General features: G+C 59.8%; 23 protein-coding genes and 2 tRNA genes. 3 read left to right on the top strand and 22 right to left on the bottom strand.

What is annotated here, in order from left to right:
* Positions 1-91: 91 nt before the first annotated feature.
* The 4 genes from AC56DI_RS09435 to dapA form a co-directional block, all read right to left on the bottom strand.
* A tRNA-Ser gene (locus AC56DI_RS09435) sits at positions 92-181 on the bottom strand.
* 158 nt (positions 182-339) lie between these two features.
* Positions 340-1,209 (bottom strand): phosphoribosylaminoimidazolesuccinocarboxamide synthase, encoded by an 870-nt coding sequence (locus tag AC56DI_RS09430; RefSeq protein ID WP_496345919.1) that lies wholly within the window; start codon positions 1,207-1,209, stop codon positions 340-342.
* A gap of 114 nt (positions 1,210-1,323) precedes the next feature.
* Positions 1,324-2,454, bottom strand: coding sequence for an NlpB/DapX family lipoprotein (gene bamC / locus AC56DI_RS09425; protein ID WP_496345918.1), 1,131 nt, complete (start codon positions 2,452-2,454; stop codon positions 1,324-1,326).
* A 35-nt stretch (positions 2,455-2,489) separates the two neighbouring features.
* Complete coding sequence (dapA, locus tag AC56DI_RS09420) at positions 2,490-3,368, bottom strand: 4-hydroxy-tetrahydrodipicolinate synthase (RefSeq protein WP_422588314.1); 879 nt, start codon at positions 3,366-3,368, stop codon at positions 2,490-2,492.
* 212 nt (positions 3,369-3,580) lie between these two features.
* Between dapA and AC56DI_RS09415 the strand changes: the two genes are divergently transcribed.
* Together AC56DI_RS09415 and AC56DI_RS09410 are read left to right on the top strand one after the other, a co-directional pair.
* Positions 3,581-4,138 (top strand): glycine cleavage system transcriptional repressor, encoded by a 558-nt coding sequence (locus tag AC56DI_RS09415; RefSeq protein ID WP_496345917.1) that lies wholly within the window; start codon positions 3,581-3,583, stop codon positions 4,136-4,138.
* A gap of 10 nt (positions 4,139-4,148) precedes the next feature.
* Positions 4,149-4,622: a peroxiredoxin gene (locus tag AC56DI_RS09410; protein WP_496345916.1), complete on the top strand. Its 474-nt coding sequence runs from the start codon at positions 4,149-4,151 to the stop codon at positions 4,620-4,622.
* Positions 4,623-4,684: 62 nt separating this feature from the next.
* On the opposite strand, the gene AC56DI_RS09405 is transcribed toward AC56DI_RS09410, so the two are convergent.
* Positions 4,685-4,936, bottom strand: coding sequence for a sulfurtransferase TusA family protein (locus AC56DI_RS09405; RefSeq protein WP_496345915.1), 252 nt, complete (start codon positions 4,934-4,936; stop codon positions 4,685-4,687).
* Positions 4,937-5,043: 107 nt separating this feature from the next.
* Between AC56DI_RS09405 and AC56DI_RS09400 the strand changes: the two genes are divergently transcribed.
* Positions 5,044-6,477, top strand: a complete 1,434-nt coding sequence (locus tag AC56DI_RS09400; protein WP_496345914.1) for a M48 family metalloprotease — start codon at positions 5,044-5,046, stop codon at positions 6,475-6,477.
* Positions 6,478-6,539: 62 nt separating this feature from the next.
* On the opposite strand, the gene nadA is transcribed toward AC56DI_RS09400, so the two are convergent.
* From nadA to AC56DI_RS09315, 17 genes are all read right to left on the bottom strand, one after another.
* Positions 6,540-7,598, bottom strand: a complete 1,059-nt coding sequence (gene nadA, locus AC56DI_RS09395; RefSeq protein WP_422588319.1) for a quinolinate synthase NadA — start codon at positions 7,596-7,598, stop codon at positions 6,540-6,542.
* A gap of 243 nt (positions 7,599-7,841) precedes the next feature.
* Positions 7,842-7,917: transfer RNA gene (locus tag AC56DI_RS09390), tRNA-Lys, on the bottom strand.
* Positions 7,918-7,971: 54 nt separating this feature from the next.
* A complete protein-coding gene (gene queC / locus AC56DI_RS09385) occupies positions 7,972-8,646 on the bottom strand; it encodes a 7-cyano-7-deazaguanine synthase QueC (protein ID WP_496345913.1) in 675 nt (224 codons plus the stop codon).
* 1 nt (position 8,647) lies between these two features.
* Positions 8,648-9,295, bottom strand: coding sequence for a 7-carboxy-7-deazaguanine synthase QueE (gene queE / locus AC56DI_RS09380; RefSeq protein WP_422588321.1), 648 nt, complete (start codon positions 9,293-9,295; stop codon positions 8,648-8,650).
* 223 nt (positions 9,296-9,518) lie between these two features.
* The gene (ybgF, locus tag AC56DI_RS09375) at positions 9,519-10,331 is read right to left on the bottom strand and encodes a tol-pal system protein YbgF (RefSeq protein WP_496345912.1); all 813 of its coding nucleotides are present in this window, start codon (positions 10,329-10,331) and stop codon (positions 9,519-9,521) included.
* Positions 10,332-10,337: 6 nt separating this feature from the next.
* Complete coding sequence (locus tag AC56DI_RS09370) at positions 10,338-10,841, bottom strand: OmpA family protein (protein WP_324517921.1); 504 nt, start codon at positions 10,839-10,841, stop codon at positions 10,338-10,340.
* Between the two features lie 50 nt (positions 10,842-10,891).
* Positions 10,892-12,193, bottom strand: coding sequence for a Tol-Pal system beta propeller repeat protein TolB (tolB, locus tag AC56DI_RS09365; protein ID WP_496345911.1), 1,302 nt, complete (start codon positions 12,191-12,193; stop codon positions 10,892-10,894).
* On the bottom strand, positions 12,190-13,131 hold the full coding sequence (gene tolA, locus AC56DI_RS09360; protein WP_496345910.1) for a cell envelope integrity protein TolA: 942 nt from the start codon (positions 13,129-13,131) through the stop codon (positions 12,190-12,192). Before tolA ends, tolB begins: the two co-directional genes overlap by 4 nt.
* Positions 13,131-13,583, bottom strand: coding sequence for a protein TolR (gene tolR, locus AC56DI_RS09355; RefSeq protein ID WP_324517924.1), 453 nt, complete (start codon positions 13,581-13,583; stop codon positions 13,131-13,133). Before tolR ends, tolA begins: the two co-directional genes overlap by 1 nt.
* A 34-nt stretch (positions 13,584-13,617) precedes the next feature.
* On the bottom strand, positions 13,618-14,313 hold the full coding sequence (gene tolQ, locus AC56DI_RS09350; protein ID WP_324517925.1) for a protein TolQ: 696 nt from the start codon (positions 14,311-14,313) through the stop codon (positions 13,618-13,620).
* Positions 14,314-14,315: 2 nt separating this feature from the next.
* Positions 14,316-14,768 carry a tol-pal system-associated acyl-CoA thioesterase gene (ybgC, locus tag AC56DI_RS09345; RefSeq protein WP_496345909.1) on the bottom strand — a complete coding sequence of 151 codons (453 nt, stop codon included), beginning with the start codon at positions 14,766-14,768 and terminating at the stop codon, positions 14,316-14,318.
* A 53-nt stretch (positions 14,769-14,821) separates the two neighbouring features.
* A complete protein-coding gene (ruvB, locus tag AC56DI_RS09340; RefSeq protein WP_324517927.1) occupies positions 14,822-15,874 on the bottom strand; it encodes a Holliday junction branch migration DNA helicase RuvB in 1,053 nt (350 codons plus the stop codon).
* Positions 15,875-15,906: 32 nt separating this feature from the next.
* The gene (gene ruvA / locus AC56DI_RS09335; RefSeq protein WP_496345908.1) at positions 15,907-16,512 is read right to left on the bottom strand and encodes a Holliday junction branch migration protein RuvA; all 606 of its coding nucleotides are present in this window, start codon (positions 16,510-16,512) and stop codon (positions 15,907-15,909) included.
* Positions 16,513-16,532: 20 nt separating this feature from the next.
* Entirely contained in the window at positions 16,533-17,057 is a 525-nt protein-coding gene (ruvC, locus tag AC56DI_RS09330) for a crossover junction endodeoxyribonuclease RuvC (protein ID WP_324517929.1), read from the bottom strand.
* A gap of 152 nt (positions 17,058-17,209) precedes the next feature.
* The gene (locus tag AC56DI_RS09325) at positions 17,210-17,956 is read right to left on the bottom strand and encodes a YebC/PmpR family DNA-binding transcriptional regulator (protein WP_422588327.1); all 747 of its coding nucleotides are present in this window, start codon (positions 17,954-17,956) and stop codon (positions 17,210-17,212) included.
* Between the two features lie 111 nt (positions 17,957-18,067).
* Positions 18,068-19,843 carry an aspartate--tRNA ligase gene (aspS, locus tag AC56DI_RS09320; protein ID WP_324517931.1) on the bottom strand — a complete coding sequence of 592 codons (1,776 nt, stop codon included), beginning with the start codon at positions 19,841-19,843 and terminating at the stop codon, positions 18,068-18,070.
* 40 nt (positions 19,844-19,883) lie between these two features.
* Complete coding sequence (locus tag AC56DI_RS09315) at positions 19,884-20,105, bottom strand: FmdB family zinc ribbon protein (RefSeq protein WP_324517932.1); 222 nt, start codon at positions 20,103-20,105, stop codon at positions 19,884-19,886.
* Between the last annotated feature and the right edge of the window lie 23 nt (positions 20,106-20,128).

Raw genomic sequence — 20,128 nt, 5'->3', positions numbered from 1 at the left:
TTCTGGCCGCGCCGTAGTACGTACAAAGCCTACGTACAACGCAGAAACAAAAAGCCCCGTAACTCATTGAATTACAGGGCTTTTTTAATAGTGGCGGAGAGATAGGGATTTGAACCCTAGGTACTGTCGCCAGTACAACGGATTTCGAATCCGTCCCGTTCGGCCACTCCGGCATCTCTCCAGCGGCGCGCATGATAACAGCTCAAATGCTTAGGGCGAAACCCCAAAGCAGGACTTTTCGTCTGTATTCAAGCGCTTGGCCGTTTTTGCTTAGGCATTGGATAAAACGCACAAAGGCAGCCGTGGCTGCCTTTGTGCGGGTGACTCACGCTGAACGTCTTAGGCGGTCAGGCGGGTCAGGGCTTCGCGGTATTTGTCGGCGGTTTTCTGTGCGACATCGGCCGGTACAGCCGGGGCGGGAGGCTCTTTGTTCCAGCCGGTGGACTCCAGCCAGTCACGCACGAATTGCTTGTCGAAGCTCGGCGGGTTGCTGCCTTCGGCGTAGCTGTCGGCGGGCCAGAAACGGCTGGAATCCGGGGTCAGGGCTTCGTCCATCAAGGTCAGGGTGCCGTCTTCATCGAGGCCGAATTCGAACTTGGTGTCAGCGATGATAATGCCGCGGGTCGCTGCGTACTCCACCGCTGCGCTGTACAGGGCGATGGCGGTGTCACGTACCTTGGCGGCCAGTTCGGCGCCAATGATGGCCTCGCACTGGGCAAAGGAGATGTTCTCGTCGTGATCGCCTACGGCGGCCTTGGTCGACGGGGTGAAGATCGGCGCAGGCAGCTTGGCCGCTTCTTTCAGGCCGGCCGGCAACTGGATGCCGCAGACGGTGCCGCTCTTCTGGTACTCCTTCCAGCCGGAACCAACGATGTAGCCACGCACGATGGCTTCAACGGCAACCGGCTGCAGGCGTTTGGCGACTACGGCACGGCCTTCCACCAGCGGCAGTTCGGCAGCCGGAACTACGTCTTCGACCTTGTCGCCGGTGAAATGGTTAGGCACCAGATCAGCCAGCTTCTCGAACCAGAAGTTGGAAATGGCGGTGAGGATCTTGCCCTTTTCCGGGATCGGCTCGGCAAGGATCACGTCGAAGGCCGACAGGCGATCCGTGGCCACCATCAGCATGCGTTTGGCGTCGATCTCGTAGAGGTCGCGCACTTTGCCGGAGTAGATTTTCTTCAGGCTCAGGGAGCTGGGAGTGGTCATGGCGTATTTCCATCTTCATCTAACGAAACAGGCGAAACCCGAAGGTTTCGCCCATTGCTTGTACGTGATTAAAACAGCTCGGTTGAGCGCGACCGGCGCGCTCAATCGGGGTTATTAACCGAGGTTTTCCTGAATACGGCTCAGCACTTCACGGGCCAGATCGGCTGGCGCGACGGTGTTGGCGTCTTTTTCGACGGAAACCTGAATGCTGTCGCCGGCCTTGGTCAGGCGCACCTGATAACGCTCGGCGCTGGCTTCGATCTCTTCAGCATCGGCCTTGCCGCCGAAGAACGGTACCCAGGCGAACGAACCTGGCTTCTTGTCGGTACCGGCATTGGCGGCGAGGTTGATGTAGTAGACGCCCAGGCTGCGGTTGAGGTCGTCGATATGAATTTGCGCGGTGTCCAGCGCCCGGCCAACGCTCGACCAGGAGCGGTCAAAGTCGGCGCCCAGGTTGAGGATAGGGTTGCCGTTGCCGTCGACGATCATGCTGATACGGCTCGGGGCATCAAAGCCCTTGCCTGCCAGCAGCGATACGGAACCGCCCTGCTCGGCACTGCGCGACAGGTTGGCGAGCATTTCGTCCAGCAAGGCGCCATCCAGGCCGGCGTTGCTGCTGGCATCAGGCCAGGCGACGTCGGCAGTGCTGCCGGCCGGACGCTCGACGCTGAGGATGAACACTTCACTGGTGTTGCGCTGCACGCCAGGCTCGACACGCACACGCACACGGGTTTCACCGGCGTTTTCGGCGAACGCGACGCGGCTGCTGAGGCGCCGAGCCAGAGTCGCCGAGACGGTGTCGAGGGACTGCCAAGCGGTGCTGAACTCGCCGGTTTGCGGTTGCTCGGAGGCGATGGTGAAGCCGTTGTCTTCAAAGAACTGACGAGCCACCGGCCAGACTTCGGCAGGCGGACGCTGGGCCACGATCCAGCGCGAGGCGCCGCTCTTCTGCAGGCTGAAGTCACTGGCCTCGGCCACTGCAGCGCTCAGGGCTGGCGGACGCGGCACTTCAAACTCGACATCGGCGGCTGGGCGCGCAGTGCTCACGGTGCCAGGAATCGGCAGCAAGGGGTCCAGACGCTTGGCGTTGAGGCCAGCAGGCACCTGCATAGGCGCCGTTTCGCGCGCCTCGAGGTAATCATTGCCACGATCACGGAAGTAGCCGTCTTCGCCCCAGAGCCAGCCACAACCACTGGTGCTGGAGATAATCAGAGCAAGTGCGGAGAGTCCGGCCAGTCGCTTCATGCGCAACGATTCCTCAAACAAGAACAATTCCTCGATTAAACCAATATGCCGGTCTGGCGCAGGGCCTGACGCAGCGGTTCATGACAACGCGGGCTGAGCCAGGTCAAAGGCAGACGGATACCGTCCGGCATCATGCCCATCTCGTGCAGGGCCCATTTCACCGGAATAGGGTTGGATTCGATAAACAACGACTTGTGCAGCGGCATCAGGCGGTCGTTGATCGCGCGAGCGGTTTCGGCATCGCCACGCATGGCGGCGGCGCAGAGTTCACTCATCAGGCGCGGGGCGACGTTAGCGGTCACCGAGATATTGCCCTTGCCGCCCATCAGCATCAGCTCAACGGCGGTGGCATCGTCGCCGGAATAAACCAGGAAGTCTTTGCTGACGCGGTCGAGCACTTCGCGGGCGCGTTGCAGGTCGCCAGTGGCTTCTTTGATGCCAATGATGTTCGGCACTGTGGACAGGCGCTCAACGGTCTCGGGCAGCATGTCGCACACGGTACGACCGGGCACGTTGTAGAGGATCTGCGGAATGGCAACCGACTCGGCAATGTGCCGGAAGTGCAGGTACAAGCCTTCCTGAGTTGGCTTGTTGTAGTACGGCGTCACCAGCAAACAGGCATCGGCGCCGACTTCTTTAGCTGCGCGGGTCAGCTCGACCGACTCACGGGTGGAGTTGCCACCGGTGCCGGCAATCACCGGGATACGGCCATTGACCTGGTCAACCACACGACGGATGACCTCAATGTGCTCGCTGACTTCAAGGGTCGCCGACTCGCCGGTAGTACCGACCGCAACGATAGCGTTAGTGCCTTCTTGCAGGTGGAAGTCCACCAGTTTGCTCAGGCTGTCCCAGTCCAGACCACCCTGTGCATCCATTGGCGTGACCAATGCCACCATACTGCCCGCAATCATCACACCGCTCCTGCCGCAAAAAGAGAGGCGTAATGGTACTGGCGCCACCTGCCTTGTACAAGCGAAGGTCACGGCTGTGTTGCCGTTTACCGGCACCTGTAAATGCCAACAGAACCCAGCCGAGCATTCCCCTAGGCCGTGCTTTTCGCTAACCTCCGTACTTTAGTCGGCCCGCATCTGCCCCGACCACTTCTTTGCTTTAGGAATGCTGCATGTCCACCCCTACAGTCCGCGAACAATTCCTTGTCATCAGCGCCCTGGGCGCCAACTCCATGGAGCTGACCAACGTACTGTGCCGCGCCAGCCATGAGAACCGCTGCTCGGTGATCAGCACTCGCCTCAGCCGCCACGGTGAATACAGCGCCCTGGTGCTGCAAATTTCCGGCAGCTGGGACGCCTTGGCACGCCTGGAAGGAACCCTGCCAGGCCTGGCCAAGAAGCATGAATTCATCATTACCCAGACCCGCAGCGCCGCCCAGGAAGTCCGTCCACAGGCCCTGCCGTACGTCGCTTATGTGAGTTCGGTGTACCGCCCTGACATTCTCAATGAGCTGTGCCAGTTCTTCTCCGACCATAAGGTTGAGCTGGAAAACCTCACCTGCGACACCTACCTGGCCCCGCAGACCGGCGGCACCATGCTCAACGCCACCCTGACCGTGACCCTGCCGGCTGGCACACAGATCAGTTGGCTGCGCGATCAGTTCCTCGATTTCGCCGACGCCCTCAACCTGGACGCGCTGATCGAACCTTGGCGCCCACAGACCCCGTAAGGAGCTACCCGTGGCTGTTGTCATTGATCAACCGGTTGCCGACTTCCAAGCTCAGGCCACCAGTGGCACGAGCGCTTCCCTGGCAGCATTGCGCGGCCAACAGGTGCTGATTTATTTCTACCCGAAAGACAGCACGCCAGGCTGCACCACTGAAGGCCAAGGCTTTCGCGACCGTTATGCCGACTTCCAGGCCGCCAATACGGTGATCTTTGGCGTCTCGCGCGACAGCCTGAAGTCCCATGAAAACTTTAAGTGCAAGCAGGCCTTCCCTTTCGAACTGATCAGCGATGCCGACGAGGCCCTATGCCAGCTGTTCGATGTGATCAAGCTGAAAAAGCTCTACGGCAAGGAATACCTCGGCGTTGACCGCAGCACCTTCCTGATCGACAAAGAGGGCGTGCTGCGCCAGGAGTGGCGCGGCGTTAAGGTGCCAGGCCATGTCGACGCCACCCTGGCGGCCGCGCAGGCACTGCAACAGGGCTGAGTTCAATACCCGAATAAATAAAGGCCGCAATTGCGGCCTTTATTTATTCAAGTGCGCGACCGTCACGCCTTGCGCAGCCAGTAGCGATACACCCCGCCTGCCTCTTCTTCATGCACCAGGGCGTGCCCCGCCAAGCGCGCAAACGCACGGAAATCACGCTGCGAGCCCGCGTCGGTGGCCGTAACCTGCAACACCGCACCGCTGGCCAGGCGATTGAGCTCCAGCTTGGCCTTGAGCAGCGGTAACGGACAATTCAGCCCAGAGGTATCCAGCACCGCGTCAGCGGCCGGCCATTCACTTTGCACATCCGTCATTTCTACCTCCGCAAACCAGGCCCGCAGGATACCCGCGGTGTACAGCCCTGGCCAGCCACCCAGCCGGGCAGCTACAGTAGCTGCCTTTACCGCCAAGAGCCCTGTGCATGAACTTTCTGCGCCCTTCTTTGCTCGCCCTGGCCTGCCTGCTGGCCAGCCCGGTGATCGCCAGCGACCTGCCTTCCCTCGGCGACTCCAGCTCATCCATCGTCTCGCCCATGCAAGAGCACGTGATGGGACGTGCCTGGTTGAGCATGCTGCGCGGCCAGGTCGGCCAGCTAGACGACCCGCAACTGAAAAACTTCGTCGAACACAGCGTCTACAAGCTGGCGGAAACCAGCCAGGTGCAGGACCGCCGCCTGGAGTTCGTGCTGATCGACAGCGCGCAGCTGAACGCCTTCGCCGCACCCGGCGGCATCATCGGGGTCAACGGCGGCCTGTTCCTGTATGCCCAGACCGAAGCCGAGTACGCCTCGGTCATGGCCCACGAACTGGCGCACTTGTCGCAACGCCACTTTGCCCGCGGCGTTGAGGCTCAGCAGCGTATGCAGTTGCCAATGATGGCTGCCCTGCTCGGCGGCATCATTGCTGCCGCCGCCGGGGCCGGCGATGCTGGCATGGCCGCGATTGTCTCGACCCAGGCGGCGGCCATGCAGGAGCGTCAGCGCTTCTCCCGGCAAAACGAACAGGAAGCCGACCGCATCGGCATCCTCAACCTGGAAAAAGCCGGCTACGACCCCCGCGCCATGCCGAGCATGTTCGAACGCCTGATGCGCCAGTACCGCTACGACCGCAAACCACCCGAATTCCTGCTGAGCCACCCGGTCAGCGAATCGCGAATTGCCGACACCCGCAACCGCGCCGAGCAATACCCCGGCAGCGGCGTGCAAGACAGCCTGCGCTATCAGTTGATGCGCATGCGCGTGCAGCTGGTCTACGAAGAATCGCCGGGCATGGCGGCCAAACGTTTTCGCGGCATTCTCGACGAGAACCCGAAGCTCGATGTAGCGCGCTACGGCCTGGCCTTGGCTCAGCTAAAAAGCGGTCAGTTGGAGCAAGCGCGCGAAAGCCTGCAACCTCTGCTGCAGAAGACGCCCAACGAAGTCATCTACAACCTGGCAATGATTGAGCTGGACACTGCCGCCAATCGCCTCAAAGAGGCTCAGGAGCGGGTGCAGCGCCTGCTCAAGCTGTACCCCAATGACTACCCGCTGAACCAGAGCCTGGTCGACCTGCTGCTCAAGCAAAACCGCTCATCCGAGGCGGAGAAGGTGCTCGACCATCTGATCAAGACACGTCCCAATGACCCGGACATCTGGTATCAGGTCGCAGAGACCCGCGGCCAGGCCAACAACATCATTGGCCTGCACCAGGCGCGGGCCGAATATTTCGCCTTGGTCGGCGACTACGACCAGGCCATTCAGCAGTTGGACCTGGCCAAACGCCGGGCCAGCAACAACTTCCAGCTGGCCTCACGTATCGACGCCCGCCAACAGGCGTTTATCCAGGAACAGGAGATGATCAAGCAGATGCTGCGCTAAAGCGCTGCACACACGGCGCACAAAAAAACCGGCCTAGGCCGGTTTTTTGTGCGCGAACAGACTCAGGCGTTGCCAGCCTGCTGCAAGCGCGCGGCCTGGGTGAAGTCGAGCATGCGCTTGAGCGGCTTGACCGCTCGCGGCACCAGGGCGGCATCAACAAAAATCTCGTTAGAGCCCTCCCGCAAGCACTGCAGGGTGCGCTCCAGGGTGTTCATCGCCATCCACGGGCAATGGGCACAACTGCGGCAGGCCGCGCCGTTACCAGCGGTCGGCGCCTCGATAAAGGTCTTGTCCGGGCACAGCTGCTGCATCTTGTAGAAAATGCCGCGATCGGTAGCAACGATAAAGGTCGAGTTCGGCAAGGTTTGCGCCGCCTTGATCAGCTGACTGGTGGAGCCCACCGCATCGGCCAGGTCAATTACCGCTTCCGGCGACTCCGGGTGCACCAGAATGGCTGCCTCGGGGTACAGCGCCTTCATGTCGTGCAGCTGCTTGGCCTTGAACTCTTCGTGGACGATGCAGGCACCGTCCCACAGCAGCATGTCCGCGCCGGTTTGTTTCTGGATATAGCGCCCCAAGTGCTTATCCGGAGCCCAAATGATTTTCTCGCCGTTATCCATCAGGCTTTCGACAATTTCCAGGGCGCAACTGGAGGTCACCACCCAGTCGGCACGGGCTTTGACCGCCGCTGAGGTGTTGGCATACACGACCACGGTGCGCTCGGGGTGCTGATCGCAGAACGCCGCAAACTCATCCACCGGGCAGCCAAGGTCCAGCGAGCAGGTCGCCTCAAGGGTAGGCATCAGGATGCGTTTTTCCGGGTTGAGAATCTTCGCCGTCTCGCCCATAAACTTGACGCCTGCCACCAGCACCGTCTGTGCCGAGCTTTGGCTGCCAAAACGGGCCATTTCCAGGGAGTCAGAGACGCAACCGCCGGTTTCTTCGGCGAGCGCCTGGATCACCGGATCGCAGTAATAGTGCGCCACCAGCACAGCGTTCTGTTTCTTCAGCTCGGCGGCGATCTCGCCACGCAAGGCCGCTTCCTGCTCAGCCGTCAACGGCGTGGGCTGCTTGGCGTCCAGGTGGGCTTGCACCAACAGGCGTTCGGAAATCTGCGACATGTGCTCTGCCCCTGTAAAAATCTGACCGTGCGCCATTCAACGCGGGCGGCCATAAAGGCCGGCATATTAAGTTGAGCGTAAAAGGCTTTGCAAACCAGCCTCGACCGGACGACTGACCGCGCTCAATCCGTTAACCGGCATGACGATGAACGACGCTGCCGAATAAAACTCACGCACACAAAAAAGCCAGGAGACCTTAACAAGGACATCCTGGCTTTTCGCCACCTTCCAGAGAAGGAAATATGGTGGGTCGTGTGGGATTCGAACCTACGACCAATTGGTTAAAAGCCAACTGCTCTACCAACTGAGCTAACGACCCGACAGCTGTGCATGATACTGATTTAATTCATAAAATCAACACCACGCAGGCTTTTTAGCGGTACCGGGTTGGATCGGCGACCGCCGCCTCGGCAAAACCGGCCGCGCGCAGGCGGCAGCTGTCGCACTTGCCGCAGGCTCGGCCGTCATCGTCAGCCTGGTAGCAGGACACCGTCAAACCGTAATCCACGCCATGGCGCAGACCCGCCTGAACGATCTCGCCCTTGCTCATCATCTGCAGCGGTGCCTGGATGCGAAAACCCTGCCCCTCGACACCAGCCTTGGTGGCCAGGTTGGCCATGGTTTCAAACGCGGCAATAAACTCTGGACGGCAATCGGGGTAGCCGGAGTAATCCACAGCATTCACGCCGATAAAGATATCGCGAGCACCGAGCACTTCTGCCCATCCCAGAGCCAAGGCCAGAAACACCGTATTGCGCGCCGGCACGTATGTCACTGGAATGCCTTCCTCCAGGGTTTCCGGCACAGCAATGGTGGTGTCAGTGAGGGCCGAACCGCCAATGCCATTGAGGTTCAGGCCGATCACTTTGTGCTCAACTACGCCCATCTGCCGTGCAACACGCTCGGCTGCCTGCAGCTCGGAGCGATGGCGCTGGCCGTAATCGAAACTCATGCTGTAGCACGCATAGCCGTCGGCCTTGGCCATGGCCAGCACGGTGGCGGAGTCGAGGCCGCCGGAGAGCAGAATCAGGGCTTTCTTGGTCGTCATTTCAATGTCCCGGCGCGTCGTTCCAGAGAATTTTATGCAGCTGCATCTGCAGGCGTACCGGCAGATTGTCGGCGATGATCCACTCGGCCAACGAGCGGGCATCCAGCTCATGATGACTGGGCGACATCAACACCTCTCCGGCACGCTGCTCCAGGCGATACTCGATCAGCTTGGAAACCGCCCAGTCGTAGTCCTCACGCGAACAGATGACGAACTTGACCTGATCGTTAGCTGTGAGGTGCTGGATGTTCTCGTAGCGGTTACGCCCAACTTCGGCCGAGCCTGGGGTTTTCAGGTCCACCACGCGACTGACGCGGGTGTCGACGGCGGAAATATCCAGGGCACCGCTGGTTTCCAGGGACACCTCATATCCGGCGTCACACAACTGCTTGAGCAGGCTGATGGCATTCGGCTGGGCCAACGGCTCACCACCGGTGACACAGACATAGCGCGGCTTGTAGCTGGCCACTTGGGCCAGGATGCTGTCCAGCGACTGCAACTCACCACCACTGAAGGCGTAAGCGGTATCGCAGTACTGGCAACGCAGCGGGCAACCTGTCAGGCGAACGAACACAGTCGGTAAACCGGCGGTGCGGGTTTCGCCCTGCAGGGAATAGAACACTTCGGTGATACGCAGGGTTTCTTGCATATGGGCCACGGGCGTGACAGCGACACAGGCCATCCGCCTCCGTTGCGCCTCGTAGAGGACAAATTAGGGGGCGCAGAGTCTAACCGAAAAAATTCCAGGAGACATTTTTAACGTTGCGCACCCGACGGCCCGCAGGGTCGCCGCCAGGGAGGAGGAAGCATAAAAAACCCGCGCCAGGCGCGGGTTTTCTTGATCGAACGGCCAGTGGCGGCCGCCTGATTGACTAGAGTCGCTTCAGGTCGCGCTGTGCCAATTGCGCCGCAGAGCTGCTGGGGAACTGCGCAATCACTTGCTGCAGAATGCCCTTGGCCTTGTCGTTGTTACCCAGGCGCTGCTCGACATCGGCGAGTTTGTACAACGAATCCGGCACCTTGGTATGGCTTGGATAGTTCTGACTGACCTTGGCAAATGCCTGACCGGCTGCCTGCAGACGACCCTGAGTCAAGTTCACTTCACCCAACCAGTACTGGGCATTGCCGGCGTACTGACTGTTAGGGTATTTGCGCAGAAAGGCTTCAAACGCCTGGCTGGCCTTGTCGAAGTCCTTGGCCTTGATCAGCTCAAAGGAGGCATCGTAATAGAGTTTTTCTTTTGCCGGATCACCCGGTTGATTGCTCACAGCGGCCGCGGCCGGCGGTGCAGCAGGGGCGCCGCTGGCGTTGATCGCGCCAGCAGCAGGGGAATTCTGAGTTGCCGGGGCACCAGTGGCACCGCCTGACAAACGCTGATCGAGAGACTGGTAGCGTTCGAGGCCTTCCTGCTTCAAACGTTGAATCTCGTTCTGCTGCTCTTCAACCATACCGCGCAGTTGACTGAGCTCTTCCTGCATTTGCTGCAGCTGCATAAACAGCTGACTCTGCGCAGAGGCAGGGGCCGTTGCCCCGCCTCCCGCATAGGCGCCAGACGTGCCATAGCCAGCGGGTGGATAACCACTGCTGCCATAGGCGGCATTGCTGTCCACTACCGGAACCTCGGCCAGCGCCGCAAGCGGCAGACCGAGAACCATCAAGGCTAGAACACGCTGACACTTACCCATGGCTAATTACTTAACCAGGTTTACACGGCGGTTTTGCGCCATGCTGTCTTCGTCAGTGCCAGTAGCGGCCAGACGCTCTTTACCGTAGGAAACCACTTCCAGCTGAGCTGGCGAAACGCCTTGCAGAACCAGGTAGCGCTGAACGGCCATGCCGCGACGCTCGCCCAGAGCCATGTTGTATTCACGGGTGCCGCGCTGGTCAGTGTGACCTTGCAGAACTACGCGCGAACCGTCGGCTTTCAGGTCTTTAGCGTGCACGTCGAGGGCGCGCATGGCTTCCGGCAGCAGATCAGAGCTGTCGTAAGCGAAGTAGAAAGTGGTGATAGCGCGCAGAGCAGCTTCGTCAGCCATGCTGCTGTCCAGGCCCGAACCATTGCCGTTGGCGTTGTAGCCAGCGTTAGGATCGATAGCGCCTTCGCCAGCGTTGTCGCCGCCTTTAGAGGAGCAACCAGCAGCGATGGCCAGAGTCAAAGCCAGAGCAGTCAGTTTGCCAAATTTCAGCATTTCCATCGTTTAACTCCTAATGAGTTGTAGTTTATTAGGCCAAATGGCCAGGTTTATCACTTCAGAAAGGGAGACCAGGACGGCGCACGAATCTCGCCTTGTGCGGCGATTGGCAGCGGTATTTTCACCCGCCCGTTGATCGAGGCCAGCATCAGCACACCACGGCCTTCAGAGCTAGTCGCGTAGGTTACCATGGTGCCATTGGGGGCAATAGTCGCCGACTCGTCCAGATTGCTTTGGGTGAGGATTTTTACCGTGCCACGGGTCAGATCCTGGGCCGCTACGCGGAATACCGAGTAGCCGTCCTGACGATGGACCATCACCAGGGTTTTCTCATCCGCGGACAGTTTCGGGTTAGCGTTGTAGTTACCGATAAAGGTCACGCGCTCAACCGAACCGCTGCTGATGTTGGTTTTGTAGATCTGTGGCTTGCCGGCGCGGTCGGAGGTGAAGTAGATGGTTTGCCCATCCTTGCCCCAGAACGGTTCCGTATCGATGCCAAAATGATTGGTGACCCGGCGCAATTGGCGCGAGCCCAGATCCATCACATAGATTTCCGGATTGCCGTCCTTAGACAGCACGAACGCCAGGCGATTGCCTTCAGGCGACCAGGCTGGCGCACCGTTCAAGCCTTCAAAGTTGGTCAATTGCTCGCGGCGACCGGTGTCTACGTACTGAACAAAGATGCGCGGACGCTTCTGCTCGAACGACACATAGGCGATGCGCTTGCCATCTGGAGCAAAGGTTGGCGACAGAATCGGCTCGCGTGATTGCAGCAGGGTTACGCCGCGCGCGCCGTCATAATCAGCGCGCTGCAGGGTGTAACGGGTGCTGTCCACGGAGAAGCGTTCGGCGGTGACAAACAGCAAACGGGTTGAGAACGCGCCCTGGATGCCGGTGAGCTTTTCAAAGCCCTGGTCGGCAATGTAGTGCGCCATGTCACGCAGTTGATCCACGCCACCGCTGACATTACCCGCCATCACCTGCTGCTCGGTGGCCACGTTGAACAACGCGAACTGCACCTGCAGACGGCCACCGGCCGGCACAATGCTGCCCACCATGACGAACTGTGCACCGAGGGCCTTCCAATCTCGGAAGATCACTTCCGAGGCTTGGGTTGGCAGGCTGATCATGTTTTGCGCCGGAATCGGTTCGAAGATGCCGGAGTTGCGCATGTCATTGCCGATGATTTCCGCCATGTTTTGCGGCAGCACAGTGCCGCCCTGCCAGCCAAACGGCACTACAGCAATGGGGATCGCGCGGTCGTTACCGCCCGAGATCACCAGCGGATCTGCCGCCTGCACGGTGCCAGCCAGCAAGGCCAAGCCCAGCAAGGCCATACGAATCAGGGTATTCACAGGCTTAAATCCTCCGGTTTAAAGACCGCACGCCGTTGGCGATACAGCTGATCAAAAGTGGCGCGGTCCAATTGCTGCATTTCCGGGATGCGCCCTACTTTGCGCACCGCCGAAACCGCCGAACCGTCAAACGCCGAGTCGCCACTGGATCGGGCCACGCTGGCGTTGGTAATGGTGCCATCTGGCAGCATCTCAATCAGTACCTCTACGCTCATACCGTTACGGGCAGAAGGCGGTCGGGTCCAGTTGTCGCTGACCAGTTTAACAATCAAATCATCCAGGCTGCCGGCCACTTGGTCACCTTGTGTGTCGGCCACTGCCTGCTGGTAATCGGTCGTGTCAGACAGCAACTCGGCCAAGGCCTGGGCCTTTTTGTCCTCTGCTGCCTTGCGCTTAGCCGCTTCGGCCGTGGCTTTTTTCTTGGCGTCGGCGGTGGCTTTCTTTTTGGCCTCTTCCGCGGCTTTTTTCTTTTTGGCGTCTTCGGCAGCTTTCTTTTTCTTCTGTTCTTCAGCCGCAGCCTTTTTCTTTTCTTCTTCGGCTTTTTTCTTCAGTGCCACATCGGCGAGCTTTTTCTGCTCAGCCGACTTCTTGGCTTCATCGGCCTTTTTAACTTCGTTGGCTTTCTTCTGCTCGGCCGCCTTGGCGACTTCGAGTTTTTCCTGCTCGTTCTTTTTTTGTTCCAACTGCTCGGTTTCGTGAGTGGGCGCTTTGGTCTTCTTCGCCTCACCGGCAATTTTCTGATTGGTCTGGACTGTGGCCTGGCTTTGCGACTTGAGCTGGTACAGGGTTGCCTGCACGATCGGCCGCGACGGCGGCAGCTCAGGGGTCATGGCAAAGCTGACAAACAGCATGGCAAACATCAGGACGTGAAAAGTCACTGCCCAGATGACTGGCCAGAAGTAACTTTCCGAGGAGGAGCGTTCAGCCTGCCCGTGCATCAAGGCGCCTCAGTGATCAGCCCGACGTTACCCACGTCAGCCTGCTGTAGACCGCCCATGGCGCCCATCACGGTGCCGTAATCCACCGACTTGTCGGCGCGCACGAACACCTGCACCGGCTTACCCTGGCTGCGGCTCTGATTGATGATCGCGGTCACTGCCTTGGTCATCTGCTCAAGCGTCATGGCCTGATCCTGGGCGGTATCAACATCCACCTCAGTGCCCATGTTCCAGTAGTAGGTCTTGTCGGCCTTGATGGAAATGGTCAGCACCTGGGAGTTGTTATCCTGCGGCAAGGCCTCGCTGGAGACCTTGGGCAGATCGACCTTGACGCCCTGATTGAGCATGGGCGCGGTGACCATGAAGATCACCAGCAGCACCAACATCACGTCGATGTAAGGCACCACGTTCATTTCGGCGTGGGGTTTGCGTTTCTGACGAATTCTGGCCATGGCTTAAAACTTACCCCCGCAGAGAACCGAGACTTCACTCATCGCTGGTGTGAACCTTGCGGTGCAGAATGGCTTGGAACTCATCGGCAAAGGTGTAGTAGCGGCCGATCATCATTTCGCCGCGGGCGGCAAAGCGGTTGTAGGCGATTACGGCGGGAATGGCCGCAAACAGGCCGATTGCTGTGGCAATCAGGGCTTCGGCAATACCCGGCGCTACCGTGGCCAGGGTAGCTTGCTGCACCTGAGCCAGACCGCGGAAGGAGTTCATGATGCCCCACACGGTGCCGAACAGGCCGATATACGGGCTGGTGGAACCGACAGTGGCGAGAAACGGCAGGCTTTGCTCAAGCTTCTCTTCTTCGCGGGAGATGGCCACGCGCATGGCACGGGCCACACCGTCCATCACCGCGCCTGGGTCGACACCGGGCTGCTGACGAAGACGGGAGAATTCCTTGAAGCCAGCACGGAAGATCTGCTCAACACCGGAATCCGGGTCCGGGTTGCTGCCGGCCTGACGGTACAACTTGGACAGGTCGATGCCCGACCAGAAGCGCTCGTCAAAGTTATCCAGCGCCCGCTTGGCGGCACGCAGCATGGTGCTGCGCTGGAAGATCATCACCCAGGAAGTGACCGAGGCGGCCACCAAAATCAACATCACCAGCTGCACCACCACACTGGCGTTGCTGATCAGACTCCACATCGACATGTGGTCAACGGCGTTGGCTTCCACGCTTACTCTCCTGCACGGGGCTGATCGGGGTGACAGAGGCCGGCAAACGCCGTACGCAAGGCCACCGGAATCGCCCGGGGTTTCAAACTATCGGCGCCCACACAGGCCACCAGGAACCGCCCTTCACAGAGCAGCGCATTGTCCGTTGCCCGCCTGACCTGCTGATGAAAACGCAGGCTGGCACGGTTTAATTCACTTACATCGGCACTGATCAGCAACTCGTCGTCCAGTCGTGCCGGGGCGTGGTAACGCGCCTCGGCAGAATGCACAACGAACAACAGGCCCTCACCGGCCATCTGCGACTGGGCAAAGCCCAACGTCCGCAGGCGCTCGGTGCGAGCCCGCTCCATAAACTTGAGGTAATTGACGTAATAAACGATACCGCCGGCATCGGTGTCTTCGTAATACACACGACAGCGATGGGCGAACGGCTGAGCCTCATTTTGCGCGCGCATACTCTAGTGCTTACTCCACGGCTTGCCAATCGGTTCCGCTAATTGATTGACGGTCATTGGTCGTCATCGCTGGATAATTCGCTTAGCAGCGGGTCATTCATGCGTTTGGGCACGTTCAGACCAAAATGCAGATAGGCATGGCGCGTCACCACCCGACCACGAGGGGTTCGCATGATATACCCCTGCTGGATCAAATAGGGCTCCAAAACGTCCTCAATGGTGTGTCGCTCTTCACTGATCGCCGCCGCCAAGCTGTCGATCCCCACCGGCCCGCCATCGAATTTCTCAATCATGGTCAGCAACAGGCGCCGGTCCTGATGATCGAAGCCGTGCTCATCGACATCCAGCAGGTTCAATGCGCGGTCGGCAATCACCTGACTGATCTCGCCCTGGGCCCGCACTTCGGCAAAATCACGCACCCGGCGCAACAGACGATTGGCAATGCGCGGCGTACCCCGAGCGCGACGGGCAATCTCGAACGCTCCCAGTGCCTCAATCGGCAGGCCGAGAATGCCGGCAGAACGACCAACGATAGTCGCCAGGTCGTCGACGTTATAAAACTCCAAACGCTGGACGATGCCAAAACGGTCGCGCAACGGGTTGGTCAGCATGCCGGCGCGCGTAGTGGCGCCAACCAGGGTAAACGGCGGCAGATCCAGCTTGATCGAGCGTGCGGCCGGGCCTTCGCCGATCATGATGTCGAGCTGGAAGTCCTCCATGGCTGGATAAAGGATTTCCTCGACAATCGGCGACAGGCGATGGATTTCATCGATAAACAGCACATCACCGGCTTCCAGATTGGTCAGCATCGCCGCCAGATCGCCAGGACGCTCCAACACCGGCCCTGAGGTGCTTTTGATCGACACGCCCATTTCCTGGGCAATGATATTGGCCAAGGTGGTTTTGCCGAGCCCTGGAGGGCCAAAGATCAGAGTGTGATCAAGGGCTTCCTGACGACCGCGTGCGGCCTGGATAAACAGCTCCATCTGCTCACGCACACTGGGCTGGCCAATATAGTCGGCCAGGCTCAGCGGCCGAATGGCGCGGTCGATCTGTTCATCACGCTCACGCGGATTGGCGGTAATCAGGCGATCAGCTTCAATCATGGCGAATTATCCGGCGGCAGTTACCCATGCGCTCAGCCCATTCCCTTCAATGCACGACGAATCAGGTCTTCACTGGACAAACCATCTTCCTTAATACCAGCCACCGCACGACTGGCTTCCTGTGGCTTGTAGCCGAGGGAAATCAGTGCACTGACAGCATCATTCTCCGCGCTTGAGACTGCCGGGCCCGCGCTTGGTTCAATCACCAGGGTCGACATGCCCGGCAGGGTTTCCCAGGCTTTGAGGCGATCCTTCAATTCCACCAGCAGACGCTCGGCGGTCTTCTTGCCAACACCCGGCACTTTCATCAGCGCCGAAGTGTCCTGAGCCTGCACGCAGCGCACCAGCTCATCAACCTCAAGCCCGGACATCAGCGCCAGCGCCAGCTTGGGCCCAACCCCGTTGAGACGAATCAATTCACGAAACAGCTCGCGGTCGCGCTTTTCATAAAAGCCATACAGCAACTGGGCGTCTTCACGGACCACCAGATGGGTGTGCAAGGTCAACGGCTCGCCCACCGCAGGCAGGCGATACAGAGTCGTCATCGGCACTTCCAGCTCGTAGCCGACACCGTTGACGTCAATAATCAGGTGCGGCGGTTGTTTCTCCGCCAGGGTGCCACGCAAGCGTCCGATCACAAAACCTTCCTCAAGTTGAATTACAGGCGCAAACGGCCGCCGCGACTGCGCGCACCTACTAGCCCATGCACGCTCAGGGTTTGCCGGGTATGGGCATGACAGAGCGCGATGGCGAGGGCGTCGGAGGCATCGATCTGCGGCTTCTGAGTGAGCTTCAGCAGGTGCATGACCATCAACTGCACCTGCTCTTTGGCCGCCCCGCCGCTGCCGGCAATCGCCTGTTTGACCTGGGTGGCCGTGTACTCGGCGATTTCCAGCCCGGCTTCGGCCGCGGCAACAATCGCTGCGCCGCGCGCCTGGCCGAGCTTGAGCGCGGAGTCGGCATTCTTGGCCATAAACACCTGCTCGATCCCCATGGTCACCGGCTCGTAGCTCTGGATCACTTCACGCACACCACGGAAGACGATTTGCAGGCGCTCCGGCAGCGGTCCACTGCCGGTACGAATACAGCCCGAAGCGACATACTCGCAACCACGGCCAAGATCACGGACCACGCCGTAGCCGGTGATGCGCGAACCGGGGTCGATACCCAAAATCAGGGTCATGCTGTCTTCCGCCTGTAGCGCCGCACACTGTCAGCAACACTGTTTATTTATCCAGCTGCGAGTATAGGGAGTCGCGCCGGCGACGTCACCCGTCACCATAAAAAAACCGGAAGCGCCTGCAGCAGCTTCCGGTTGCGTGCAGCGCAGCACGATCAGTCCAGCTGCTCCAGTAGTTCGTCGGCGATCTCGGCGTTGTGGTAGACGTCCTGCACATCGTCGAGGTCTTCGAGCATGTCGATCAGCTTGAGGACCTTCTGCGCCACGTCCAGCTCGGTAATCGGAGCACTGATGGATGGAATCATGGCGATTTCCGCCTCATCCGCCTTGAATCCCGCGGCGCTGAGTGCCTCGTTGACGCCATGGAAGTCGGCAAAGCTGGTCGACACCAGGGCCGAGCCGTCCTCGCCCATCTCCACGTCATCGGCACCCGCTTCCAGCGCAGCCTCCATCAACGCCTCTTCGTTGACGCCCGGTGCAAAGCTGAGCTGCCCTTTGCGGTCGAACATGTAGGCCACCGAGCCATCAGTACCGAGGTTGCCGCCACACTTGGTGAAGGCATGGCGTACGGCGGCCGCCGTGCGATTGCGGTTGTCGGTCATAGCTTCTACGAACACCGCCACACCATTGGGTGCGTAGCCTTCGTAGCTGAGCTCGACCATGTTGTCGGCTTCGTCGGCACCGGCGCCACGGGCGATGGCGCGATCAATGGTGTCACGAGTCATGTTGGCGGTCAGGGCTTTGTCCACCGCCAGACGCAGACGCGGATTGTCCGCCGCCAGCGCACCGCCCTTGGCGGCGACTGTCAGCTCACGGATCAGCTTGGTGAAGATCTTGCCGCGCTTGGCGTCTTGACGCCCTTTGCGGTGCTTGATGTTGGCCCACTTGGAATGACCAGCCATAACACTCACTCCGTTTATTACGAATTCGATATCGATGCAGCGGGGCCTGAGCGTTCGAGTCTCCACGCCCCATAACGAAGAAGCCTGGAAAACCAGGCTTCTGTTGTCGCTTTACTCAGCTTTCGGCTGCTCGCGCAGGCGAATGTGCAGCTCGCGCAGTGCCTTGTTATCCACCTCACCCGGCGCCTGAGTCATCACGCAGGCCGCGCTCTGGGTTTTCGGGAAGGCGATCACTTCACGGATCGACTGGGCACCGGTCATCAGCATTACCAGACGATCGAGACCGAAGGCCAGACCACCGTGGGGCGGTGCGCCGAATTTCAGGGCATCGAGGAGGAAGCCGAACTTCTCCTGCTGCTCGTCTTCGCTGATGCCGAGCACACGGAACACCGTCTGCTGCATGGCACGGTCGTGGATACGGATCGAACCGCCACCCAGTTCAGTACCGTTCAGCACCATGTCATAGGCACGCGACAGCGCGGCGGCCGGATTGGCCTCCAGCTCGGCCGGGCTGCAGCTTGGCGCGGTAAACGGGTGGTGCATGGCGGTCAGGCTGCCGTCGTCGTTCTCTTCGAACATCGGGAAGTCGACAACCCACAGCGGCGCCCATTCGCAGGTCAGCAGATTGAGGTCGTGACCGAGCTTGATCCGCAGCGCGCCCAGGGCTTCGCTAACGACCTTGGCCTTGTCGGCACCGAAGAACACGATGTCGCCATCGACCGCACCGACGCGATCAAGGATCACATTGATGTTGTCCAGCGGGATGTTTTTCACGATCGGCGACTGCAGACCTTCAACGCCAGCTGCGCGCTCGTTGACCTTGATGTAAGCCAGGCCGCGGGCACCGTAGATACCGACGAACTTCGTATAATCATCGATCTGCTTACGCGGCATGCTCGCCCCGCCCGGTACACGCAAGGCGGTGACGCGGCATTTAGGGTCGTTAGCCGGGCCGGCGAAGACTTTAAAGTCGACGTCCTTGAGCTGATCTTCAACGTCCACCAGCTCCAGCGGGTTGCGCAGGTCCGGCTTGTCCGAACCATAACGACGCATGGCTTCGGCCAGGGTCATGTGCGGCAACTCGCCGAATTCAACGTCCAGGACTTCCTTGAACAGCTGGCGAATCATCTTCTCGGTGATAGCCATGATGTCGGCTTCGTCGAGGAAGCTGGTTTCGATGTCGATCTGGGTGAATTCCGGCTGACGGTCAGCACGCAGGTCTTCGTCGCGGAAGCACTTGGCGATCTGGTAGTAACGGTCGAAGCCGGCCACCATCAATAGCTGCTTGAACAGCTGCGGCGACTGCGGCAAGGCGAAGAAGCTACCGGCGTGGGTACGACTCGGCACCAGGTAGTCACGCGCACCTTCTGGAGTGGCGCGGGTGAGGATCGGCGTTTCCACGTCGAGGAAGCCGTTGTCGTCGAGGTAACGACGAATGCTGCTGGTGATGCTCGAGCGCAGCTTCAACTTGGCGGCCATTTCCGGGCGGCGTAGGTCGATAAAGCGATAACGCAGGCGGGTTTCTTCGCCGACGTCGGTGTATTCGTTAAGCGGGAACGGCGGAGTTTCCGCTTCGTTCAGCACTTCCAGGTCGTAGCCCAGCACTTCGATGGCGCCGGAGGCCATGTTGGCGTTGCCAGCACCGGCCGGACGCAAGCGCACCTTGCCGGTGATTTTCACCACATATTCGCTGCGCACGCGGTCGGCCACGGCGAAGGTGGCCGCGCGATCCGGGTCAAACACCACCTGAGCCAGGCCTTCACGGTCACGGATATCGAGGAAAATCACCCCGCCGTGGTCACGACGACGGTGCACCCAACCGCAAAGGGTGACTTCCTGGCCGTCCAGGGTCTCGTTCAACTGGCCGCAATAGTGGCTGCGCATCATGATCTTGGCTTCTCGTAATTCGATGGTTCAGGGGTGCTGGTTATTCGGACTTGTCGCCGCCAGCCAGGTTCTTTTTCGCGCCGGTTTTAAAGTCGGTCTCATACCAGCCGCTGCCTTTCAGGCGAAAACCGGGCATGGACAACAGCTTTTTCAACTCGGGCGCCTTGCAGGTCGGACAGTCGACCAGCGGCGCATCGCTGAACTTCTGAATGGCTTCCATTTGGTGACCGCAGGAAGCGCATTGGTAATCGTAAATCGGCATTAGCTCATCTCGGCAATCGGAAA

This window comes from Pseudomonas sp. BGA-UO-ETr-WB11 (genome assembly GCF_059567785.1).
The sequence above is the reverse complement of the archived record's forward strand: the minus strand, read 5'-3'. Positions and strand labels throughout refer to the sequence as shown.

Bases quoted from the DNA above. Each gene is read 5' to 3' on its own strand.
- AC56DI_RS09325 (WP_422588327.1), bottom strand. From the start codon at position 17,956: ATGGCTGGTCATTCCAAGTGGGCCAACATCAAGCACCGCAAAGGGCGT.
- queC (WP_496345913.1), bottom strand. From the start codon at position 8,646: ATGACGACCAAGAAAGCCCTGATTCTGCTCTCCGGCGGCCTCGACTCC.
- AC56DI_RS09370 (WP_324517921.1), bottom strand. From the start codon at position 10,841: ATGGAAATGCTGAAATTTGGCAAACTGACTGCTCTGGCTTTGACTCTG.
- tolR (WP_324517924.1), bottom strand. From the start codon at position 13,583: ATGGCCAGAATTCGTCAGAAACGCAAACCCCACGCCGAAATGAACGTG.
- AC56DI_RS09430 (WP_496345919.1), bottom strand. From the start codon at position 1,209: ATGACCACTCCCAGCTCCCTGAGCCTGAAGAAAATCTACTCCGGCAAA.
- ruvC (WP_324517929.1), bottom strand. From the start codon at position 17,057: ATGACCCTGATTTTGGGTATCGACCCCGGTTCGCGCATCACCGGCTAC.
- dapA (WP_422588314.1), bottom strand. From the start codon at position 3,368: ATGATTGCGGGCAGTATGGTGGCATTGGTCACGCCAATGGATGCACAG.
- AC56DI_RS09405 (WP_496345915.1), bottom strand. From the start codon at position 4,936: ATGACGGATGTGCAAAGTGAATGGCCGGCCGCTGACGCGGTGCTGGAT.
- ruvB (WP_324517927.1), bottom strand. From the start codon at position 15,874: ATGATTGAAGCTGATCGCCTGATTACCGCCAATCCGCGTGAGCGTGAT.
- AC56DI_RS09400 (WP_496345914.1), top strand. From the start codon at position 5,044: ATGAACTTTCTGCGCCCTTCTTTGCTCGCCCTGGCCTGCCTGCTGGCC.
- aspS (WP_324517931.1), bottom strand. From the start codon at position 19,843: ATGATGCGCAGCCACTATTGCGGCCAGTTGAACGAGACCCTGGACGGC.
- ybgF (WP_496345912.1), bottom strand. From the start codon at position 10,331: ATGGGTAAGTGTCAGCGTGTTCTAGCCTTGATGGTTCTCGGTCTGCCG.
- AC56DI_RS09315 (WP_324517932.1), bottom strand. From the start codon at position 20,105: ATGCCGATTTACGATTACCAATGCGCTTCCTGCGGTCACCAAATGGAA.
- bamC (WP_496345918.1), bottom strand. From the start codon at position 2,454: ATGAAGCGACTGGCCGGACTCTCCGCACTTGCTCTGATTATCTCCAGC.
- ybgC (WP_496345909.1), bottom strand. From the start codon at position 14,768: ATGCGCGCGCAAAATGAGGCTCAGCCGTTCGCCCATCGCTGTCGTGTG.
- AC56DI_RS09415 (WP_496345917.1), top strand. From the start codon at position 3,581: ATGTCCACCCCTACAGTCCGCGAACAATTCCTTGTCATCAGCGCCCTG.
- queE (WP_422588321.1), bottom strand. From the start codon at position 9,295: ATGCAAGAAACCCTGCGTATCACCGAAGTGTTCTATTCCCTGCAGGGC.
- nadA (WP_422588319.1), bottom strand. From the start codon at position 7,598: ATGTCGCAGATTTCCGAACGCCTGTTGGTGCAAGCCCACCTGGACGCC.
- tolA (WP_496345910.1), bottom strand. From the start codon at position 13,131: ATGCACGGGCAGGCTGAACGCTCCTCCTCGGAAAGTTACTTCTGGCCA.